General features: G+C 40.4%; 17 protein-coding genes. 11 read left to right on the forward strand and 6 right to left on the reverse strand.

Annotated features, from left to right (window positions below):
• Positions 1-204: 204 nt before the first annotated feature.
• From G628_RS0108810 to G628_RS18505, 3 genes are all read right to left on the reverse strand, one after another.
• Positions 205-1,011, reverse strand: a complete 807-nt coding sequence (locus tag G628_RS0108810; protein ID WP_027208793.1) for an ExeA family protein — start codon at positions 1,009-1,011, stop codon at positions 205-207.
• Entirely contained in the window at positions 1,004-2,272 is a 1,269-nt protein-coding gene (locus G628_RS0108815) for a DDE-type integrase/transposase/recombinase (protein ID WP_242827193.1), read from the reverse strand. Before G628_RS0108815 ends, G628_RS0108810 begins: the two co-directional genes overlap by 8 nt.
• Positions 2,273-2,340: 68 nt before the next feature.
• Positions 2,341-2,874, reverse strand: coding sequence for a DUF6431 domain-containing protein (locus tag G628_RS18505; RefSeq protein WP_196803722.1), 534 nt, complete (start codon positions 2,872-2,874; stop codon positions 2,341-2,343).
• Positions 2,875-3,668: 794 nt separating this feature from the next.
• On the opposite strand from G628_RS18505, the gene G628_RS0108825 reads away from it, so the two are divergent.
• From G628_RS0108825 to G628_RS0108865, 9 genes are all read left to right on the forward strand, one after another.
• Positions 3,669-4,397, forward strand: a complete 729-nt coding sequence (locus tag G628_RS0108825; RefSeq protein ID WP_027208962.1) for a hypothetical protein — start codon at positions 3,669-3,671, stop codon at positions 4,395-4,397.
• Positions 4,398-4,477: 80 nt separating this feature from the next.
• A complete protein-coding gene (locus G628_RS0108830; protein WP_027208963.1) occupies positions 4,478-6,226 on the forward strand; it encodes a hypothetical protein in 1,749 nt (582 codons plus the stop codon).
• A gap of 4 nt (positions 6,227-6,230) precedes the next feature.
• Complete coding sequence (locus G628_RS16905) at positions 6,231-7,232, forward strand: glycosyltransferase family 2 protein (RefSeq protein ID WP_051199116.1); 1,002 nt, start codon at positions 6,231-6,233, stop codon at positions 7,230-7,232.
• Entirely contained in the window at positions 7,229-7,756 is a 528-nt protein-coding gene (locus tag G628_RS0108840) for a hypothetical protein (protein WP_027208964.1), read from the forward strand. The genes G628_RS16905 and G628_RS0108840 overlap by 4 nt, the downstream gene beginning before the upstream one ends.
• On the forward strand, positions 7,749-9,164 hold the full coding sequence (locus G628_RS0108845; protein WP_027208965.1) for a hypothetical protein: 1,416 nt from the start codon (positions 7,749-7,751) through the stop codon (positions 9,162-9,164). The genes G628_RS0108840 and G628_RS0108845 overlap by 8 nt, the downstream gene beginning before the upstream one ends.
• A gap of 35 nt (positions 9,165-9,199) precedes the next feature.
• A complete protein-coding gene (locus tag G628_RS0108850; RefSeq protein ID WP_027208966.1) occupies positions 9,200-10,444 on the forward strand; it encodes a nucleotide sugar dehydrogenase in 1,245 nt (414 codons plus the stop codon).
• A 171-nt stretch (positions 10,445-10,615) separates the two neighbouring features.
• Positions 10,616-12,037 carry a HAMP domain-containing sensor histidine kinase gene (locus tag G628_RS16910; RefSeq protein WP_330365459.1) on the forward strand — a complete coding sequence of 474 codons (1,422 nt, stop codon included), beginning with the start codon at positions 10,616-10,618 and terminating at the stop codon, positions 12,035-12,037.
• 18 nt (positions 12,038-12,055) lie between these two features.
• The gene (locus G628_RS0108860; protein ID WP_026656260.1) at positions 12,056-12,745 is read left to right on the forward strand and encodes a response regulator transcription factor; all 690 of its coding nucleotides are present in this window, start codon (positions 12,056-12,058) and stop codon (positions 12,743-12,745) included.
• 9 nt (positions 12,746-12,754) lie between these two features.
• Positions 12,755-14,218, forward strand: coding sequence for an O-antigen ligase family protein (locus tag G628_RS0108865; RefSeq protein WP_027208967.1), 1,464 nt, complete (start codon positions 12,755-12,757; stop codon positions 14,216-14,218).
• Here G628_RS0108865 and G628_RS0108870 read toward each other — a convergent pair.
• Positions 14,195-14,677 (reverse strand): hypothetical protein, encoded by a 483-nt coding sequence (locus G628_RS0108870; protein ID WP_026656258.1) that lies wholly within the window; start codon positions 14,675-14,677, stop codon positions 14,195-14,197. The two genes, G628_RS0108865 and G628_RS0108870, sit on opposite strands and share 24 nt — an antisense overlap.
• A 162-nt stretch (positions 14,678-14,839) precedes the next feature.
• Here G628_RS0108870 and G628_RS0108875 point away from each other — a divergent pair, with 162 nt between their 5' ends.
• Positions 14,840-15,616 (forward strand): polyphosphate polymerase domain-containing protein, encoded by a 777-nt coding sequence (locus G628_RS0108875; RefSeq protein ID WP_026667327.1) that lies wholly within the window; start codon positions 14,840-14,842, stop codon positions 15,614-15,616.
• A gap of 38 nt (positions 15,617-15,654) precedes the next feature.
• Entirely contained in the window at positions 15,655-16,344 is a 690-nt protein-coding gene (locus G628_RS0108880; RefSeq protein WP_034462115.1) for a DUF4956 domain-containing protein, read from the forward strand.
• On the opposite strand, the gene G628_RS0108885 is transcribed toward G628_RS0108880, so the two are convergent.
• Complete coding sequence (locus tag G628_RS0108885; RefSeq protein ID WP_027208968.1) at positions 16,316-17,074, reverse strand: RluA family pseudouridine synthase; 759 nt, start codon at positions 17,072-17,074, stop codon at positions 16,316-16,318. The genes G628_RS0108880 and G628_RS0108885 overlap by 29 nt on opposite strands.
• Positions 17,075-17,080: 6 nt before the next feature.
• Entirely contained in the window at positions 17,081-18,385 is a 1,305-nt protein-coding gene (locus tag G628_RS16915) for a sensor histidine kinase (RefSeq protein WP_051199117.1), read from the reverse strand.
• Between the last annotated feature and the right edge of the window lies 1 nt (position 18,386).

Genomic DNA, 18,386 nt, shown 5'->3' on the forward strand with positions numbered 1-18,386 from the left:
TTGTCAAACGGCGAATTGAGAGCGGGGGTTATTGCAAATTGATTTCTGCGATTTCTCCGCTTGAACGGCGCAGTCTTTTCGCTAACAGCATGATTCTGACGGTGTAGCGGCACGCTATTCGCGGGTTTATTTCAGCATAGGAAAAATCCTTTATTGAAATAAGGCTGCGGAAACCACAGCCTTGCTCATTGAAAATTTAATACCTTATCCGAGATTCTGATTGTTTACAGCAGCAAGGATTATATCAGTATCAATACTTTTTTTATCCTGCTGGGAACCGATTACAAGAGCATCGCTCATAAGATTATCGATCAGCCTTGGATTTCCATGTGTATGGCTTGCCACGGCGCGGAGTGCCGATTCGTCGATTATTGCTTTAGAGCTTCCGGCGCAGTTCAACTTGTGAACGACATAACTCATTACTTCATCATCTGTAAGCCCTTGATAATTATAGTGTATAGTTATCCTTTGACGGAGAGCTTCGTGGATCTGCTTGCGGAGTATGTCATTTAAATGAGATTCTCCACAAAGGATGAGTGTGAAGCAGTTGACGGAATCGTAGCCGTAATTCATCAGCATCTTGATGTCATTAAAGATTCCGTTTGAAAGATACTGCGCTTCATCTATGGCAAGAAGGAGCGGTTGCCGTTTTTCGTGGTACAGATAGTAGATCTGTTCTTGGATGGCTTTAAACATGGCGGTTTTGCCACCTTTTTCACTAACACCCAGGATTATACAGAGCTGTTTATAAAAGTCGGCAACGCTGATTGTTGAAAGACAGATGTATTCCATATGGTGAAGATTTGGATTGAGGCTTTTTGCAAAACAACGCAGGCAGTAAGATTTTCCCATCCCTGGGCTTGCGGTAAAAAGCCCGATTCCACGGACATCTTTTAAGACATTGAGTCTTGACGTCATTTCATCGAAATCCTTTGAACGAAAACAGTCTTTTTCAGAAATCTGTTGTTTGTCAAAAGGGTTGAATGCAAGTGAATAATAGTCATTATACATTGGAATCTCCTAACTTCGAATAATCAATGGTGGGACCATTGTTGCGTTTTGTATGACAGTTCTCAACTTTGTTCGTAGGACGTATCGGATAATGCTCTTTTTCGAAAAGGATGAACGCAGAATCCATTTCTCCCGGACGAAAACGTATCTCGACTTTCATGTCAATGAACTGCATTGGGACGTCATAGGATACTTTTCCGAAGGAAACAGTTGCATCTTTTCGCACCTTACGAATGATACGGTTTAAGAAGCATTCATCAAGCCATTCGCGGGACTTGGGGGACTGAACATTTTTTACTGAAGCCTGATACCTTTCAAAAGGAGTACAGTTTATGCCTGTATGGAGTGTTGTATTGTAGCTGCGAATATATTCAGCAAAAAGTGTATTGAACTCCTCAAGGGATGAAATGGAATCCATATCGAGTCCATAGAGCCAACGCTCTTTGGTGGTTCTCCAAAATCTTTCTATTTTGGCTTTGCTTGCACCGTCGCGAACTTTTGTATGAAGGAGAACGGTACCGATAGAGCCACAGATTAGAGAAAGCTGGTCGTTCGAATAAGGGCCGCCGTTATCGGTGTAAAGCTTAGCAGGAATTCCGTATGTTGCGACAGCATTCTTGAATACAGACTGGAAGTTTGCGGCAGAGTCATTGTAAAAGAGTTTTCCGCCGACTATAAGTCTTGAATGATCGTCAATGATACATATGGCATAGACACGATGTGATTTTCCGTCCTCTGTTATGTAAGGGAAGTAGCAGGTATCTGTTTGCCACATCTTCCCGAATGAGTCTTCCTCAAAAGCTTTGCGGTCTCGAATATTTGGGTTGCGGGCAGATTTTAGATCATTGTTCTTGATAAAGCGTTGTACAGAGCAGACGTTTACAGTTGCAGGAATGAATCCGTTCTGTATGAGCTGCGCATGAATCTGAGTAGCGTTTAGCCGGGGGAAGTCTTGTTTGAGACGAAAAATCTCTTCTATTGCAGTGTCTGTGAGTACACGGGTGCATCCTTTATCGCAACGTTCAGATGGCAACAGAGCATCGTAGCCATAACGCTGGTAGTTTGATACCCACTTTTCGAGGGTTTTATATTTGATTTCTTTTACGGTGCCATCCGGAAAAGTGAGCGGCTTTTCCGTTACTCTTTTGTAATAAGCTGTTCTTGAGGCGTCAGGAAACAGACCCTGGATCACCGGGGCAATCAGAGCGAAACGGAATTGAGCAATCTCAGTTGCAGTTGATAGTTTTTTTGTATCGTTCATAATTCTTTACCTCCTATGGTTGCATCATAGATGAGGCAAGAGGGGATTACCATTCCCGTGTCGTGTGATTACGGGCAATTGAAATCCGGAGGAGATTTGCTCCGCGGCAAGTGCGTTGGATTTTTGTGTGATTGCAAAAAAGACATGCCTGTTTTCTGCAAAAAAGACAATGCATGGGAGGAGTATGGAGCAAGAAAGGCGAGCTCCACCAATGAAGCAAAGAAGGTCTGCTCTAAAGTTTTTAAAAGCCCTTGCCATTCAAGCCGATGTTTTTTATAGAGATCTTTCCAGCGATAGAGTGTTGATGGAGAAATCCCAAAGCGATCACAGAGATTTGAAACGGTATAACGCTTCATGGCGTATTCTGTGAGAACACGGAGGATGAAGAAAAGACTATAAGAATCATATGGGATTATAGGATCTGGAAGAATGGCATGCGTACAGCCACAGGAACACTTTACACGTACAATCTCAATCGTAGATGAGACGGGCTTGCCCTTTATAAAGTCCACAACATAACGATTATACTTGGCAAAGCTATTGCAATCGCCGGTACGCCCGCATGAAGGACACTTTGTTTTCTTTGGCTTGAACGATGTCATAAAAGAATCAAACAGAGTTTTTGTTGAATTTTTTTGTCGGATAAGGTTGCATTTTAATTGATTCTCTCGTATCATAACAAGGCGATTCTTAAGATGACTGTTTATGCACAGGCAACCATTAATTAGGACTTAGATCCTGCACAGGACCTGTTTACAGCGCTTAAGTTTGGTTATGAGGGAGAACGGATCTTTGGTCGGATGGGTTCTTCCTCTTTTTATTTAGTCAATAAACAACAGGAAAAACTATACAGTATTAAGACTACAGATACAAGAAAAAAGCGTGCCGTAAAAAACAGCACGATAGTGATAGATAAGAAACAAAAAAAACGATTTTAATATGCGTTGGAATTGCGGGCGGATGGAAAGTTAATTTGCCGCGTGACACTAAATTTTCTGGTGGATTCAATAATCTCCCATAAATACCGTATAATGAATCTGAATTACAGAATATATTTTTAGTGTCATACTTGTGTTGCCTAATTAAACCAGTAGACAACATTTTTGGTGTCTATAGATAATATGAAGTGACCTCACATTTGTAGCAATGTGGATTTAGGGATTACCACATACAAAGGGAGGTCACCATAAATAGAATAATCAAATCGGAATGGTTGCTTATAGTTCAAACTACACAGTGTGTGCTATTATTTTATATTTTTTTTATAAAAATATTTATATACGTTTTATTGATAGTGGGTTTTTGTGTTATAATTGTTTTTAGCTTGAAGTATTGGTTTGCATAATTTCGTAGAAACATTCAAAAAAGAATGATTTATGAAGGGAGACATAGTGTTATGAATACTAAGTTGGTAAGAAAGATTCTAGCAGTAACTATGACGGCAACAATGCTTATTATGCCACTTACTGTAGGAGCTACTGATTCGGCAAGTGCACCGTCAGGTTCAACGAGTGCCGGCAGCTCATCGAAAGCTACAACGGTAAGTGCAACAGAAGCTTCTAAGGCTTCTTCATCAAAGGATTCATCGAGCAGTAAGGATTCTTCGAGTAATGAAGAGACTTCAACCGCTCAGGTTGCTACAACCAGTCAGGTTGCTGTTGGCGGAGCTGTAGTTAAGAATGAGCTTCCGGGTGCGTTCTTCGTTGCTCCCGCTTCTCCGATTGCCGGAATTGCAATCAGAGAGGGCGTTGGTGCGATTAAGTCAAAAGCTAGTCTTGCAGGCAATGAGACACCTTTCGTAAGGGCATATACAGTTGAGCGTAAATCCAGCCCTGCCGTTTATGCAAGTTTTGACGCTGCGGCTGCTACTGTTGGAGGAACGGTTGTAGGCGGTATCAATGTTGACCTTGGTAAGCTTACAGGCGGTAAGTTCACATCTCTTCCTGATGGCGTAACTGTTCCTGTGACAATCGGAATCAAGAATTTTGATCCTAACAAGACCTATTTTATCGTAAGAGTTGCTCCCGGTGGAGCTATTCAGATTATCCCTGTAACAGTTGAGAATGGCAGAGCTACATTCGAAATTACAGGTGGACTTGCAGGATATGGACTGCTCGTAAAATAACAAGGAATAAAACATTTGGCCGGGAAATGACTCTTATGAGCCATTTCCCGCTATTTATTTACCGGTAAGTTGGGGGACGTATGGGTAAAGAAGAGAATAGGCATGATAGTATCCTAATGGTGGCGGTTATTGTTCTGGCTCTTGTTTGTCTATGTATGTATGGTATTCAGGGAATATTTGGGTTTTCTCTTTTTCCTGACGAATTTGGCTATTGGGCAAGTGCTGCAGGATTCCTTGGATATGATTTCAGCGAAGTGTGTTCTATCAGTTCTTTTTATTCATTTGGATATTCTCTGATCCTTATTCCTATTTTGAAGTTATTCTCAGATTCTATAATTGCATATAGGGCGGCTGTGGTAGTTAATCTTTTACTGCAGATTACTTCCTTTTTTATTCTGTGTAGAATAGCAAAAAAACTTTTTGCGGATACAACTAAGCTTTTGCAGATTATTTTGGCCGGAATGACGGTACTGTATTCGCCGTGGGTATTTTATACACAGATGACTATGACAGAGGGGCTTCTTTTCTTCTGTTATACAGTTGTTGTGTACTTTATGATTTTGTATATTGAGAAGCCTTCAATTATAAGGGGTATTATAATCGCACTCGCTTCAATCTACATCTACTCGGTTCATATGAGAGCTGTAGGGATACTTGCTGCGGCTGGAATAACAATGATGGTCGTCGCATTTATAGGGATTAAGAGGTCAGATAATAGAGTGTTGCCAGCTACGGTTTTTGCAGCGATTGTACTGCTTATTGGCTTTATCATTTGTTTTAGTATCAAGGATAATGTCATAAATAAGTTATATTCAAGTGGGACAGCTGACAAAACATATATTAATGATTATTCAGGGCAGGTTACCAGAGTACAAGAAATATTTAGTTTTGCAGGAATTGGCAGATTTTTCGCAAGCATGATTGGAAAAATCCTTTACCTTGGATGCGCAACTTTTGGAACTGCATATATAGGAATATATGCGCTAATCAGAAAGACTATAAAAAAAGATTTAAAAGCTTTTTTTATTCTTACAGCATCATTCATGCAGTTCATGGTAATGTGCATTTTTCTGATGAACAGTGCGGATCGTATTAATAATAGATTTGACCTTTTTTTGCACGGAAGATACTTTGAGTTTGTAGTGCCGATAATGGCAATGATAGGAGTATATGAGTTATTAACGAGAGATAACTATATCAGAAAACTTGTTATCGCGGCCGGTATCATTATGGCAAGTGGCATTGCGTCTATTGTTATAGTTTCAGCTAATGAAGTTGGGATGAATGATCCGCATGTAATGATGATGATAGGGATGAGCTATTTTCTCAATAGAGATGATTTTCATCCTATCCGCGTAATAATAATGAGTATAGTTTTTACGCTTATTATTATTGGCGTGATCATTATAGGAATATATTTTTACAAAAAGAAGGGAAATGCTATTAACATCTGTATTGCGTATTTGCTTCTGATAGGACTTTCATATCATGCCTGCAATCATCTGATATATATATGCCAGTCGTATATTTATGGAGATATCCAGGTTGCTGATGAAATAACAAATTTACGCAATAACGGGCATAATGGTGATATAATACTGTTATATGAGGGCGGGCTTGAGTATATAGATACCGTCCAGATGAGACTGCGAGATGAGCATATACATGTTGTATATGTTGATGATAGCTTTGATATAAGTGATATTTCTAAGGATAGTATGGTTTTGGTAGATTTTGAGAGTGGGTTAAAGGATAAGCTTTCAAGTATCTACGAAAAATATTGGGAGTCAGGACATTTTGATTTGTACTACAACATTTCAGAGAGGTGAACTGATGAAGCTAATAATCCAGATACCATGTTATAACGAAGCAGAGACGTTGGAAGTCGCATTAAATGACCTTCCTACGCATATTGACGGGATTGATGAGATAGAGTATCTCATCATCAATGACGGAAGCCGGGATAATACTGTGGAAGTCGCCAAGAGATGGGGAGTTGACCATATTGTTAACTTCAAACAAAATCAGGGACTTGCCAAGGGATTTATTGCCGGACTTGACGGATGTCTTCGATGCGGTGCCGATATTATTGTTAATACAGACGCTGACGATCAGTATAAGGGCGCGGATATTGAGAAAATCGTGCGTCCTATCTTAAACGGAGATGCGGATATGGTAATAGGCGCAAGACCTATTGATGAGACCGAGCATTTTTCGTATATCAAGAAGAAACTTCAGCATTTGGGAAGCTGGTCTGTAAGGCGGGCTTCCAATACAAATGTTCCCGATGCGCCGAGCGGATTCAGGGCATTTTCCAGAGAAGCTGCCATGAAGCTCAATGTAGTAAATGATTATACATATACACTTGAGACTATTGTGCAGGCGGGAAGAGAGAATATCCCTATGATGAGTGTTCCGATAAGGACTAATGCGGAACTGCGTCCTTCAAGGCTTTTTAAGAGTATGTGGGGATATGTCAAGAAATCTATACTCACAATTTTACGGGCATATGTTATGTATAAGCCGCTTAAGGCTTTTACGCTTATAAGTCTGCCTTTTATTTTCATTGGAACAGGAATTGGAGTAAGGTTTTTGTATTATGTTTCGGTAGGACGAAGCGGAGGACATATCCAGTCTCTGATACTTGGGTGCACGTTGATAATCATAGGATTTCTTATTTTTGTAATCGGAATACTGGCAGATACTATAGCATCGAATAGGCGTATCCTTCAGGATGTTCAGTTCCATGTTAAGAGTATTGAGTACGGTCGTGAACCACGAATGGAAGCACCGTTATTTACAGAAGAGAGAGAGGTTCTAAAGAGGATAAAATGAGTATGCGAAAGATTATTTATAGAAATATACGAATTGTAACGGCGTTTATGATATTGGTAAGTATGTTTTATTTTACAGGATATGAGGTATGTGCTTCTGAACAGCTGACAGGCGAAATGCAGTCTGTTTCTGCAAATACTGATGCATATGATTCAAAGAGTACTACGGGTAAGAAGGTTACGGTAAGTGCCGGTAGCACGGTATTGGTAGTTGGAGAAGAATCAGGATGGGTGCATATAGTATATAAAGGTGACGAATTATATATTAAGAAGGATAACAGTAGTAACCTTGTAGAACTACAAAACAGTGAAACTGCGCAGGAATTACAGGAACAGGCTCAGATTGACAAAGCGTGGACGGAGTCGTATGTAGCTCAGATGAAGGCTGTAAGGAATGCCAGAATTTGGAGGATGATCATTATTCTCTTGATTGTTTCGGTAACATCTTATGTTGTTTTCAGTGGAATAAGACGTAATGCAGAAGCATCTAAGGAAAAGGCAAGCGAGACAAATGCGAATGGATAAGACGCTGACAGAAAAATTAAGAAAAGTCAAAGAAAAGTTATCAGACAAAGAGTTTAGAAAAAAGGTGAGCATCGCGATAAATCCGGAGCCTATAGATGGTTCGGATTATTTGGTCGATTATATGGCTCGCGTGCTGTTATTCTTGTTTCCGTTATATATGTATGAAGCTGATGTTATCAAATTTATGGGGGTATCTGTGAAGGATATCCTTTTTGGAGTTGTGGTAGCGATAATGTCGCTGTGGTGTGGCAGGAAGTTTATTATAAAGGGAAGTCTAAAGGATCGCTTACAGGGCGAGAAAAGGTTTATTATTATCGGGGCTTTTGCGCTTGTTCTTATTTGTTTTATCATACAGCCCATAATGGACGGGGGAGAAGTTTCGCGTACATATTACTACATGCTTATGTTTTTAGTGCCTTTTTGTATGTATTATATTAAGCCTGTCGGAAAGTATTATCTGCAGATTTTACTGGCTTCATATACATTGATTTTTTTGAGTATATACAGGTATGTTTTCACAGGTGCGGCTACGATAATCGGAGCTGAAGCTCTGCTGGATAATAGTGCCGGAAATATCACTGCGTTATTGCTTATATGCGCGGTAAGTGCATTTTTGTATGTTTCTGAGGATGATGCGCAGAAACAGAAAGTATATCTTGTTTATTCTGTATTGGGATTTATTCTTTTGTTTTTATATGGCGATATGCTGGCATTTATGACAATGTTGATGTTTATATTATTTCTACAGTTTATCAGGCGCCCGATTCAGAGTTTCATTAAGCGGAATATGATAATTCTTTTTGTATATGCGTTTTGTGCTTCAAATGCACCGCTTTTGTCATATTTTGAGGCAAAGGGAATTAATAAGACGTTTGATCTTGAGTATAGCATATATATTGATATATTGATTGCTGTGGCGGGACTTGCCGTTACAAGCTACTGGGACAAGATTCCGAAGGAATACGATGAGGATCATACGGTACTTGTAAGATTCTCTAAATGGTACAGAAGGTCAATCCTTTTGGTTCTGATAGCGATATGTATAGCATTTACATATGGGACAAGGGTAGGAAGTATTTCGAGTCTCGCAGGCGGAAAGGCTATATCGGGCTTTTTTACAAGTATTATAAATTCTGCAAATAGTGCAACAGGTGAGTTGTGGAATATATTGATGATTTATGGAGCATTTGGGCTTATAGTCGTTCTGGCACTTGGTGCAGTTGCTGTTAATGAGCTTATAAACAATTGGAAAAGCCCGGTTTGTACAGAGGTGGATAAAGGGTATATCTTACTTGCGCTATTATTTATTTTCCAAGGAATCATTTATCCGTTTTCGGGTTCGTCTTTGCCTGAGTTTTTGGTTTTTTTTGGACTGGCAATTACTTGCCGTAAGAAAATGATTGTCTGATTATAATGATGAAATCATTGCAAGGAGGAAGTTTCATGTCTGAGAAGAAAAATATTGCTGTTGCCGGAGCAGGATATGTGGGCATGAGTATAGCAACGCTTCTTTCACAGAGTAATCATGTGATTATAACGGACGTCCTTCCCGGGAAGGTAAAAGCTATAAATGAAGGGATATCGCCGGTTCGGGATGAGTATATAGAAAAGTTTCTTGCAAAGGGAAATCTTGATCTTACCGCAACAACGAATGCAATAGATGCATATAAGGATGCTGATTATGTGGTTATCGCAGCGCCGACCAATTATGACAGTAAGCGGGATTATTTTGATACTTCTGCGGTAGAGTCGATAATAGGGGAAGTGATGGAAATCAATCCCGATGCGGTTATTGTAATAAAGTCTACTGTTCCTGTCGGTTTTACTTTGAGAATAAAGAGACGAAAACATATTTCAAATATATTGTTTAGTCCTGAGTTTCTTAGAGAGTCTAAGGCTCTTTATGACAATCTGTATCCGAGCAGGATAATAGTTGGTACAGACAAAGAGGATTCGGTGCTTGTTGATAAGGCACATGAATTTGCGAATCTTTTGAAGGATGGTGCCGAAAGTAAGGATGTAGAGATTATTATAATGCAATATACGGAGGCAGAAGCGGTTAAATTATTTACCAATACTTATCTGGCTCTTAGGGTGTCATATTTTAATGAGCTTGATACATATGCTGAACTTAAGGGGCTTGATACGGGAGCGATAATACATGGCGTGTGCTCCGATCCGAGAGTTGGAGATTTTTATAATAATCCTTCTTTTGGATACGGCGGTTATTGTTTGCCGAAGGATACAAAGCAGCTTCTTGCCAATTATGGTGATGTTCCGCAGAATATGATCGAAGCAATTGTTGAGAGTAATAGGACAAGGAAGGATTTTATTGCTGACAGGATACTTGATTTGGCGGGTGCATACAGTGCAAATGATGAGTGGAACAAGGAGAAAGAAAAAGAGATTATTGTAGGGGTATTCAGGCTTACAATGAAAACCGGTTCCGATAACTTCCGCCACAGTTCAATTCAGGGCGTAATGAAGAGAATCAAGGCAAAAAATGTGAAGATAATAATTTATGAGCCTTCACTTAAAGATGGCGAGACTTTTTTTGGAAATGAAGTAGTCAATAATCTTGATAAATTTAAAAAGATGAGCAAAGCGATAATTGCGAACAGATATGATTCATGTCTGGATGATGTAATGAATAAGGTATATACAAGGGATATATATAAGCGAGACTAAGAGTTATAATTACCTCCTTTATGCACACTTGTTTACAAAATATGGTATACTAAAAATGAGTAGGGGGTTATTATGCGATTCCGTACGAAACTCATTATCACTTCAGTGGTGATTGTTATATTTCCTCTTTTCCTTGCATTTGGAATGTTCTTAATGGGTGGAAGGTATATTGTGCGTAAACAACAGGCTGCCCAGGAACATTCAGGGTCTGTCGATTACAATATGGTTTCAAACCCAATCGAAGCATTTGCAATGGGAACGGATAGATTAATAAATGATATAGAAGAGGAGAGACTTGTTCACCCTTTTATTTTGGAAAACCCGGAAGTACTTCAGAATATTAATGAGAAAGTAGCCTCTTTGTATTCATATATAATCGTGAAAAGAGGAGATGCTAATTTTTATGTTGCTGATGAAAATGCAGAAGCCGCTGAGAGCGTAATAGATGAGCTCAGTTATGGAAGCAGTGTTAACAGCATATATGTATTACCGGAGTCCAAATTATTTGTAAGACAGTATAATTTTATTTTTTCAACAGGGGAACCCGGAAGTCTTTATATCATTTCAGGAATAAAAGCAGAATTCCCCAAATCACTTATTATATACATGACCGTGTCGATAGTAATTATACTTTTACTTACGAGTATCTTGCTTACGACATGGATAGGAAGAAGCTTTTTCAAACCAATTGATGAGCTTAATATTGCAATGCAGCACATCAAGGACGGTAACTTTGATTATATACTTCCGACGGATGTCAAAGAAAAGGGCGAGATAGGCGCTATCTACAGAAACTACGAGGACATGCGCCTTAGGCTTAAGGAATCTGCGGAAGAGAAGATAGAACGAGAACGGCAGAACAGGGAGCTTATCAGCAATATTTCTCACGATCTTAAGACTCCCATAACTGCCATAAAAGGATATTCACAGGGACTTATGGAAGGCGTTGCAGCCAATCCCGAGATGCAGCACAAGTACGTTAAGATTATTTATAACAAGGCAAATGATATGAATAATCTTATCAATGAGCTGACTCTTTACTCCAGTATCGACAACAACAGAATTCCGTATAACTTTGTAAAGCTGGGTGTTGCGGAGTATTTCGGAGATTGTATTGAAGAAATCGGTGCAGACCTTGAGAGCAAGTCGATAAAGCTTAATTATTCGAACTTAACGGGGCCCGATACGCAGATAGTTGCAGATCCCGAGCAGCTTAAGAGAGTTGTGAACAACATAGTGAGCAACAGTGTTAAGTATCTCGACAGGGATGACGGAACGGGACAGATCGACATAAGGATATTGGACGAAGTCGATTCAATCCGCGTTGAACTTGAAGATAACGGAAAGGGTATAGCACAGAAAGACATTCCGAATATCTTCGACAGATTCTACAGAACGGATGCTTCCAGAAATTCCAAGCAGGGAGGAAGCGGAATAGGTCTTTCTATCGTAAAGAAGATCATAGAAGATCATGGCGGATATATATGGGCAACAAGCCATGAGGGAGAGGGAACGTGTATGCATTTCGTGCTCAGAAAGTACATTGAATTTGCAGGCGGTTCCGAAACAGTTACAGTTGACCATAATACTTAAAGAAAGGCAGAAGAGTGTATGAGCAGAATACTTATTGTTGAGGATGAAGAGGCAATCGCTGACCTTGAGAAAGACTATTTGGAACTTAGCGACTTTGAGGTAGCTATCGAGAACACCGGAGATGCGGGACTTCGCACGGCACTTGCTGAGGAGTTTGATCTTGTTATCCTGGATCTTATGCTTCCGGGTATGGACGGATTCGAAGTTTGTAAGCACATAAGGGAAAAGAAAGATGTGCCTATCCTCATGGTTTCCGCCAAGAAGGATGACATCGATAAAATAAGAGGACTGGGACTTGGAGCAGATGATTACATCACAAAGCCTTTCAGTCCTTCGGAACTTGTTGCGCGTGTTAAGGCACATATGGCAAGATACTCAAGACTTGTCGGATCGGGACATGAGAGCAATGACTTTGTTGAGATCAGAGGTCTTAAGATCGACAAGACTGCAAGAAGAGTATATGTGGATGATGAGGAAAAGAGCTTTACCACAAAAGAGTTCGATCTTCTCACATTCCTTGCTGAGAACCCCAACCACGTATTTACCAAGGAAGAACTTTTTAGAAAAATCTGGAACATGGATTCTATCGGTGATATCGCAACGGTAACCGTTCATATCAAAAAAATCCGTGAGAAGATTGAATACGACACATCAAATCCTCAGTATATAGAGACAATCTGGGGAGTTGGTTACAGATTTAAGGTTTGATTATGTGCTATGCAGTATAGAAAGATTCTTTTGACATTTTATCTGATAATGCTTTCTACGATCCTTCCTATCTATATGAAGGACGGGTATTATATGCTCGGAGAGGAAAAGTGGAATATATACATGATAATAAGCGCTGCCATTGCGGGGCTTATTATTTTTGCGTACATTTCTGAGTTTATCGAAAAAGGTGTGGAGAAATCGGAGATACGAAACCTGTTTAAAGTATTTCTCTGCCTTAATCTTATCAATCTCGCTGTTTCCATTGATCACAAAGTAAGTTTCTGGGGACTTGAAGGATGGCGAACGGGATTTATCACGTTTATCCTGATGATGTTCTTCTGCTTTGTCTATTCGGAAGGAATCGTTATCAACGGATATCTTCTTGCTGCGATATTCCTTACCCCCTTTGTTATCGCTATTCTTGTTATAGCGGAGCGCTTTGGCGTGAATATCCTCAGCGTTTCGGGTACAGATCCGTCATTTTTGGCGTGCGTCGGAAACATCAATTGGTATGCGGGATATCTTTCTATATTTGTGCCTCTTGGAATTGGCTTTGCCGTGACACGTGAGCTTTTTGGAAAGCAGTTCTACTTTTGGAGTTTCTACAGCGTGGTTGTCTTAATGGCTCTGTTTGTTCAGGGAAGCGACAGTACTCTTTTGACCCTGATCGGTACATACGGCCTTCTTATCTGGTATTGCCTCTATGAAAAAGAGAGACTGCAGGCGCTTATGATACAGCTCTTTGTCCTTGGCCTTGCCATGTTTGAGGTAAAGATCTTATTGGGAATTTTTCCCGGAAAATATACATATTCGGACAATATCTTAATCAAAATCTGCGATATGAACGGCGGAATATTCTTCATGACCGTGGGACTTTTGCTATACATGATAGTATCGCTTTCCAAAGAGAGCGAAGAAAGCAGTCTTCGTGGCGAAAAATACAGAAAGATATACAAGACTTTCGTCTGCATTATAGCAACATTGGGACTTGCGTATGTGATTGTAAGATTTGATGATCTTGCGGGTAACGGACGCGGCACAATATGGCGCATTACGCTTGATATGTACAAAGAGCTCCCTTCATTTAGGAAAGTTGTAGGTGTGGGAAGAGACTGCTTTAGCGCATATGCTTATTCAAAGCCTGTGCGCGCGGAGCTTCTTATAAATGAGTTTGGTGAAAACAGACTTACCAACGCGCACAGTATTTTCCTTACTGAGCTTATTGAAGGTGGACTAGCGGGACTTGTAGGAATGCTGTTTATTGCTTTTTACGTACTTGCAAGCCTTAAGAAATGCGATAAAGAAAAGGGGCCCGCAGCTATTATCTGCGCGCTCCCTATAGTTTCATATTATCTTAACGGAATGGTATCTTTTTCCCAGGTATTATCAACCCCTTATGCGTTCATTTGTCTGGGACTGGGGCTGTATATAGCAAACAGCGGCGAATCACAGGTCGGGAATGGGGATTGATTCATCAAGTTCATGGAAAAAAGTTCTTGTCTTAATGATGCCTCTGACGGCGTCATTATATTCATAGAGGAAATGTTCATTTATATTCTCTTCTCCATACATCATTACACGGCCTGAATAGGCTTGAAGAATAGAGATATATCGCTTATCCTGGTCGAACATATTCAGTATCTCATCTTTTCTGCGGCGGGGATGTTTTGCAGCAAATTTTCTAATGTCTAACTGCAGATCTACCGGAAGATTTTTCTCATTTTCTTTAACTGTGTGAAGGATCCGGTCGTACTTCTTGTCGTCGATCTTTTTAAATCTGTCGACAAATTCCAAACAGCAACCGTTATCAGGCAATAAGAGTCTGACTCTGTCATCGCCGTAAACATCTTCTATGACTGCAACAATGTTGGGAACAACGGGCTTTCCGCTGTAATCAAGTAAAATGACTTTATCACCCTTTTTGTACATAGGCACCTCGCTTTTTCCGTAAAAGACAGCCGATGTTTCCCTTTTATTATAACATGGTTATTAACATGATTGCGAACCATTTATTTCTTTTTTTAAGTTATTTTTAGGTTCGGCTAATAAAATTTTTAGGGAGGTGAAAAATTCATTCGGAAAGGAGAAGGAATGGCAGGGTTCAAAGATGTGTTTCAAAGAATTGAAGTTAAATATCTGCTTGATGATGAGCAATATACAAAGCTCATGAAAAAGCTTGAGAATATGGCCAAAGTGGACAGCTATGGTAAGACTTCCATCCAGAACATTTATTTTGATACACCTGACTTTAAACTGATCGAAAGATCTTTGGAGAAGCCCGTTTATAAGGAGAAACTTCGTCTTAGAAGTTATGGAACGGCCAAAGATGACACAACATCTTTTATCGAGATCAAGAAAAAGTTTAAGGGAGTTGTATACAAAAGAAGAATTTCAATGCCATATTCAGAAGCGGTTGACTACCTTATGAATCATAAGGAGCCAAAGGAAAAGTCTCAGATTTCCAATGAGATAGACTATTTCCTTAAGTATTACAAGGGGCTTGCACCTGCGATGGTTATTTCGTATGACCGTATCGCGATGGTGGGGATAAATGACCCTGAACTTAGGATCACATTTGATACAAATATCAGATGGAGAACCGATAAGCTTAGTCTCAAGGAGGGCAATGCCGGACATGATATCTTGCTTCCGGGACAACACCTTATGGAGCTTAAGATCGCCGGAGCTATGTCTCCTGAACTGGCTAATATCCTTGACGAGCTTAATATCAGAAAGACATCTTTTTCCAAGTACGGAAGAGGATATCTTGAGTATATGTATGGCCAGACAACTGAAATGGCCAACAAAGGTATCATACCTAAGAAAGAAGACAAATCTAAGATTGTTGCACTGCGTAGAGCAGTATGACAAAGACATAATGACAAGTTGAAGGGAGTATTGACAGCATGACAACGACAGACATAGTTTTCGGCACAATAATGCCTAACGGCACGATTACAGGTTTGACATTTATTATCTCTATTCTATGTTCTTTGGCAATTGGCGTATATATTGCTTTTATGTACACCATAAAAAATGATTACACCGGTAGCTTTGTAGTGGCGTTGGCGCTGATACCGGCGATAGTACAGGTTATCATCATGTTGGTAAACGGAAACATCGGAGCGGGAGTTGCGGTAGCGGGAGCATTCTCACTTGTCCGCTTCAGATCCGCACCGGGTTCGGGAAAAGAGATAACTAGCATATTCCTTTCAATGGCGGCAGGTTTGGCAACCGGGATGGGATATATCGGTATAGCAGTGATTTTCGTAGTTTTTATCACACTTGCAAACCTGATCTTTTCAAACATTAATATGTTTAATGGTGCTAACGGTGAAAAATATCTTAAGATCACAGTTCCCGAGGGACTTGATTTTGAAGGAATATTTGATGACATATTTGAAAGATACACTAACAAGGCTGAACTGATGGAAGTAAGGACCACAGCAATGGGAAGCCTTTACAGACTTAGCTACAAAGTAGTATTGAGAGCAAAAGCTTCAACAAAGAGCATGCTCGACGAAATGCGTGAAAGAAACGGAAATCTGGAGATTATCTGTTCAAGGTCTATAGCTTCAAAGACTGAGGAATTGTAATCTCGAAAAACACTTTTTTCTTGCTCGAAGGATGCACAAAACCAAATCGGTAGCAGGCAAGACACACGTTGGTCTTTCCTACTTTTTCGGAATACTCAAGGGACTCTTTTGTTCCGTATTTCCTATCGCCGAGGATGGGGTGTCCCATGTGAGCAAGTTGTACCCTGATCTGGTGGAAACGCCCGGTCTGAAGCTTTATTTTCAAAAGCGATGAGTTTTCATCTCTTTGCATAACCTCATAGTCGAGAACAGCTTTCTTTATCTCTCCGGAAAAAATACGCTGTTCTTGGCCCTTACCCAGGATGATGGTCTGGTTCTTTAGTGAGTTTGCCTCCTTTCTACTCACTACGAGCGCCAGGCCATCGTTCTGTTTTCTTACAAGAAGATCTTCAAGATGTCCGGCGCCGTCTGCCACGTTTCCGTAGCAAAGGGCATAGTAGTATTTGTCGGTGGTGTGTTCTTTTATCTGCTTGGCGATAAAAGTGGCTGCCGCTTTATTTTTTGCAACAACAACGACACCCTCTACGGGCTGATCGAGTCTGTAGAGGGTTCCGACATATGGAGGCTTGCCGGTATTGCCGGCCGCTCTGTTTTTGCGTGCAAGATAATTACGAATGCTGCTCACAAGGTCCATCTTGCCGACCGTAGCGCCTTCTGTCGCCATTCCGGCAGGCTTGTGGCAAACAATAATGTCATTATCTTCATGTATTATCTTAAGTGTAGTATTCATAGCACCTTATTTATTCTTTTGTGTATTTTTGGTCTGTTGTTTCGGAAGCGTTACGACAAATCTTATTATTTTGTCGCCGTCTCGAAGCGCTTCGATCGTTCCGCTGTGGGAAGTGGCGATAGCCCTTGCAACGGAAAGACCTATGCCGTATCCGCCCGTTTCCCTGCTTCTTGATAAGTCGGCTCTGTAGAAACGATCAAAGAGCCTGTCCAGATTACCGTAAGGAATTGTATCACAGGTATTGGAAACTTCAAAGACAATGTGCTTATTCACAGACAACAGCACGTGGATGCTTCCGTATGAAGACGAATATTTAAAAGCGTTGTCTATAAGCAGGCAGGCGAGCTGGTTCATTGAGCTCTTGTTACCTACAATATGTATTCCGTCCGGAATATCGATTTTGTAGTTTTTTTCCTGTGCTTCAGCAATCGGTTCAAAAGAAACTGCAGCATCCTTGAGCGTTTCGCTAAGGTCGAAGTCTGTAAATACAACGTGCATGCGCTCTTCGTCCATTCTCGAAAGAGTCAGCATGTTCTTTACAAGGCTGTTCATGCGCTTTAGCTGATTTCGTATGCTCGTTGTCCATTCGTTTTTGCCCTGCTCAAGCTCAAGAACATCGATGTTTGCAGATATCACGGCAAGAGGGGTTTTGAGCTCGTGGCCTGCATCCGTGATAAATCTCTTTTGCTTCTCCAAGGATTCAACGGCAGGTGCAACAGCCTGTCCGGAAAAAAGAAATACCAGAATAAACATGGCAATAAGCGCAAGTACGCCGATTGCCAGCGATTGGATCATTAAGTGCTTGGCGTTTATTATCGCGGTACTAAGATCCAGAAACAGCAGAAGTTTCGTGCCGTCTTCGGCATCTGATATCAGATATCTGTAGGAATGATAAAATCCGAGCTTTCTTGAGTTTGAAAAGTACAGGTCTTTTGCATATTCCTCTGCGATATCGTGAGAGACGGATGCAATGTGCACGGTATTTATCCTGATCGTATTGGCATAAGAGTCCATTTTTACCCAGAAATATCGTGTCTGAAAGGGCGACTCAGTCGAATGATTGGAGTTGATCACGTCCCAATCGAAAGAACCGGTATTATTTTTGGAAAAAGTGACTTTCGGTGCTTTGTTATAAAGAATCTTTGCCGGAAAGTATCCGTTATTTGATGAGAGGATTGCCAGCATGTTGTCTGCATCAGAAACGACCTGATGCATGTTGATGGCATTTATGATGCCGATCATCGTAACAAGAATCAGGAGCAGCGATAAAATTGCGGTTATAACAAATTTTTTTCTTAATTTATTTACCATC

The organism is Butyrivibrio hungatei NK4A153, assembly GCF_000424465.1.
GTDB classification, from domain to species: domain Bacteria; phylum Bacillota; class Clostridia; order Lachnospirales; family Lachnospiraceae; genus Butyrivibrio; species Butyrivibrio hungatei_A.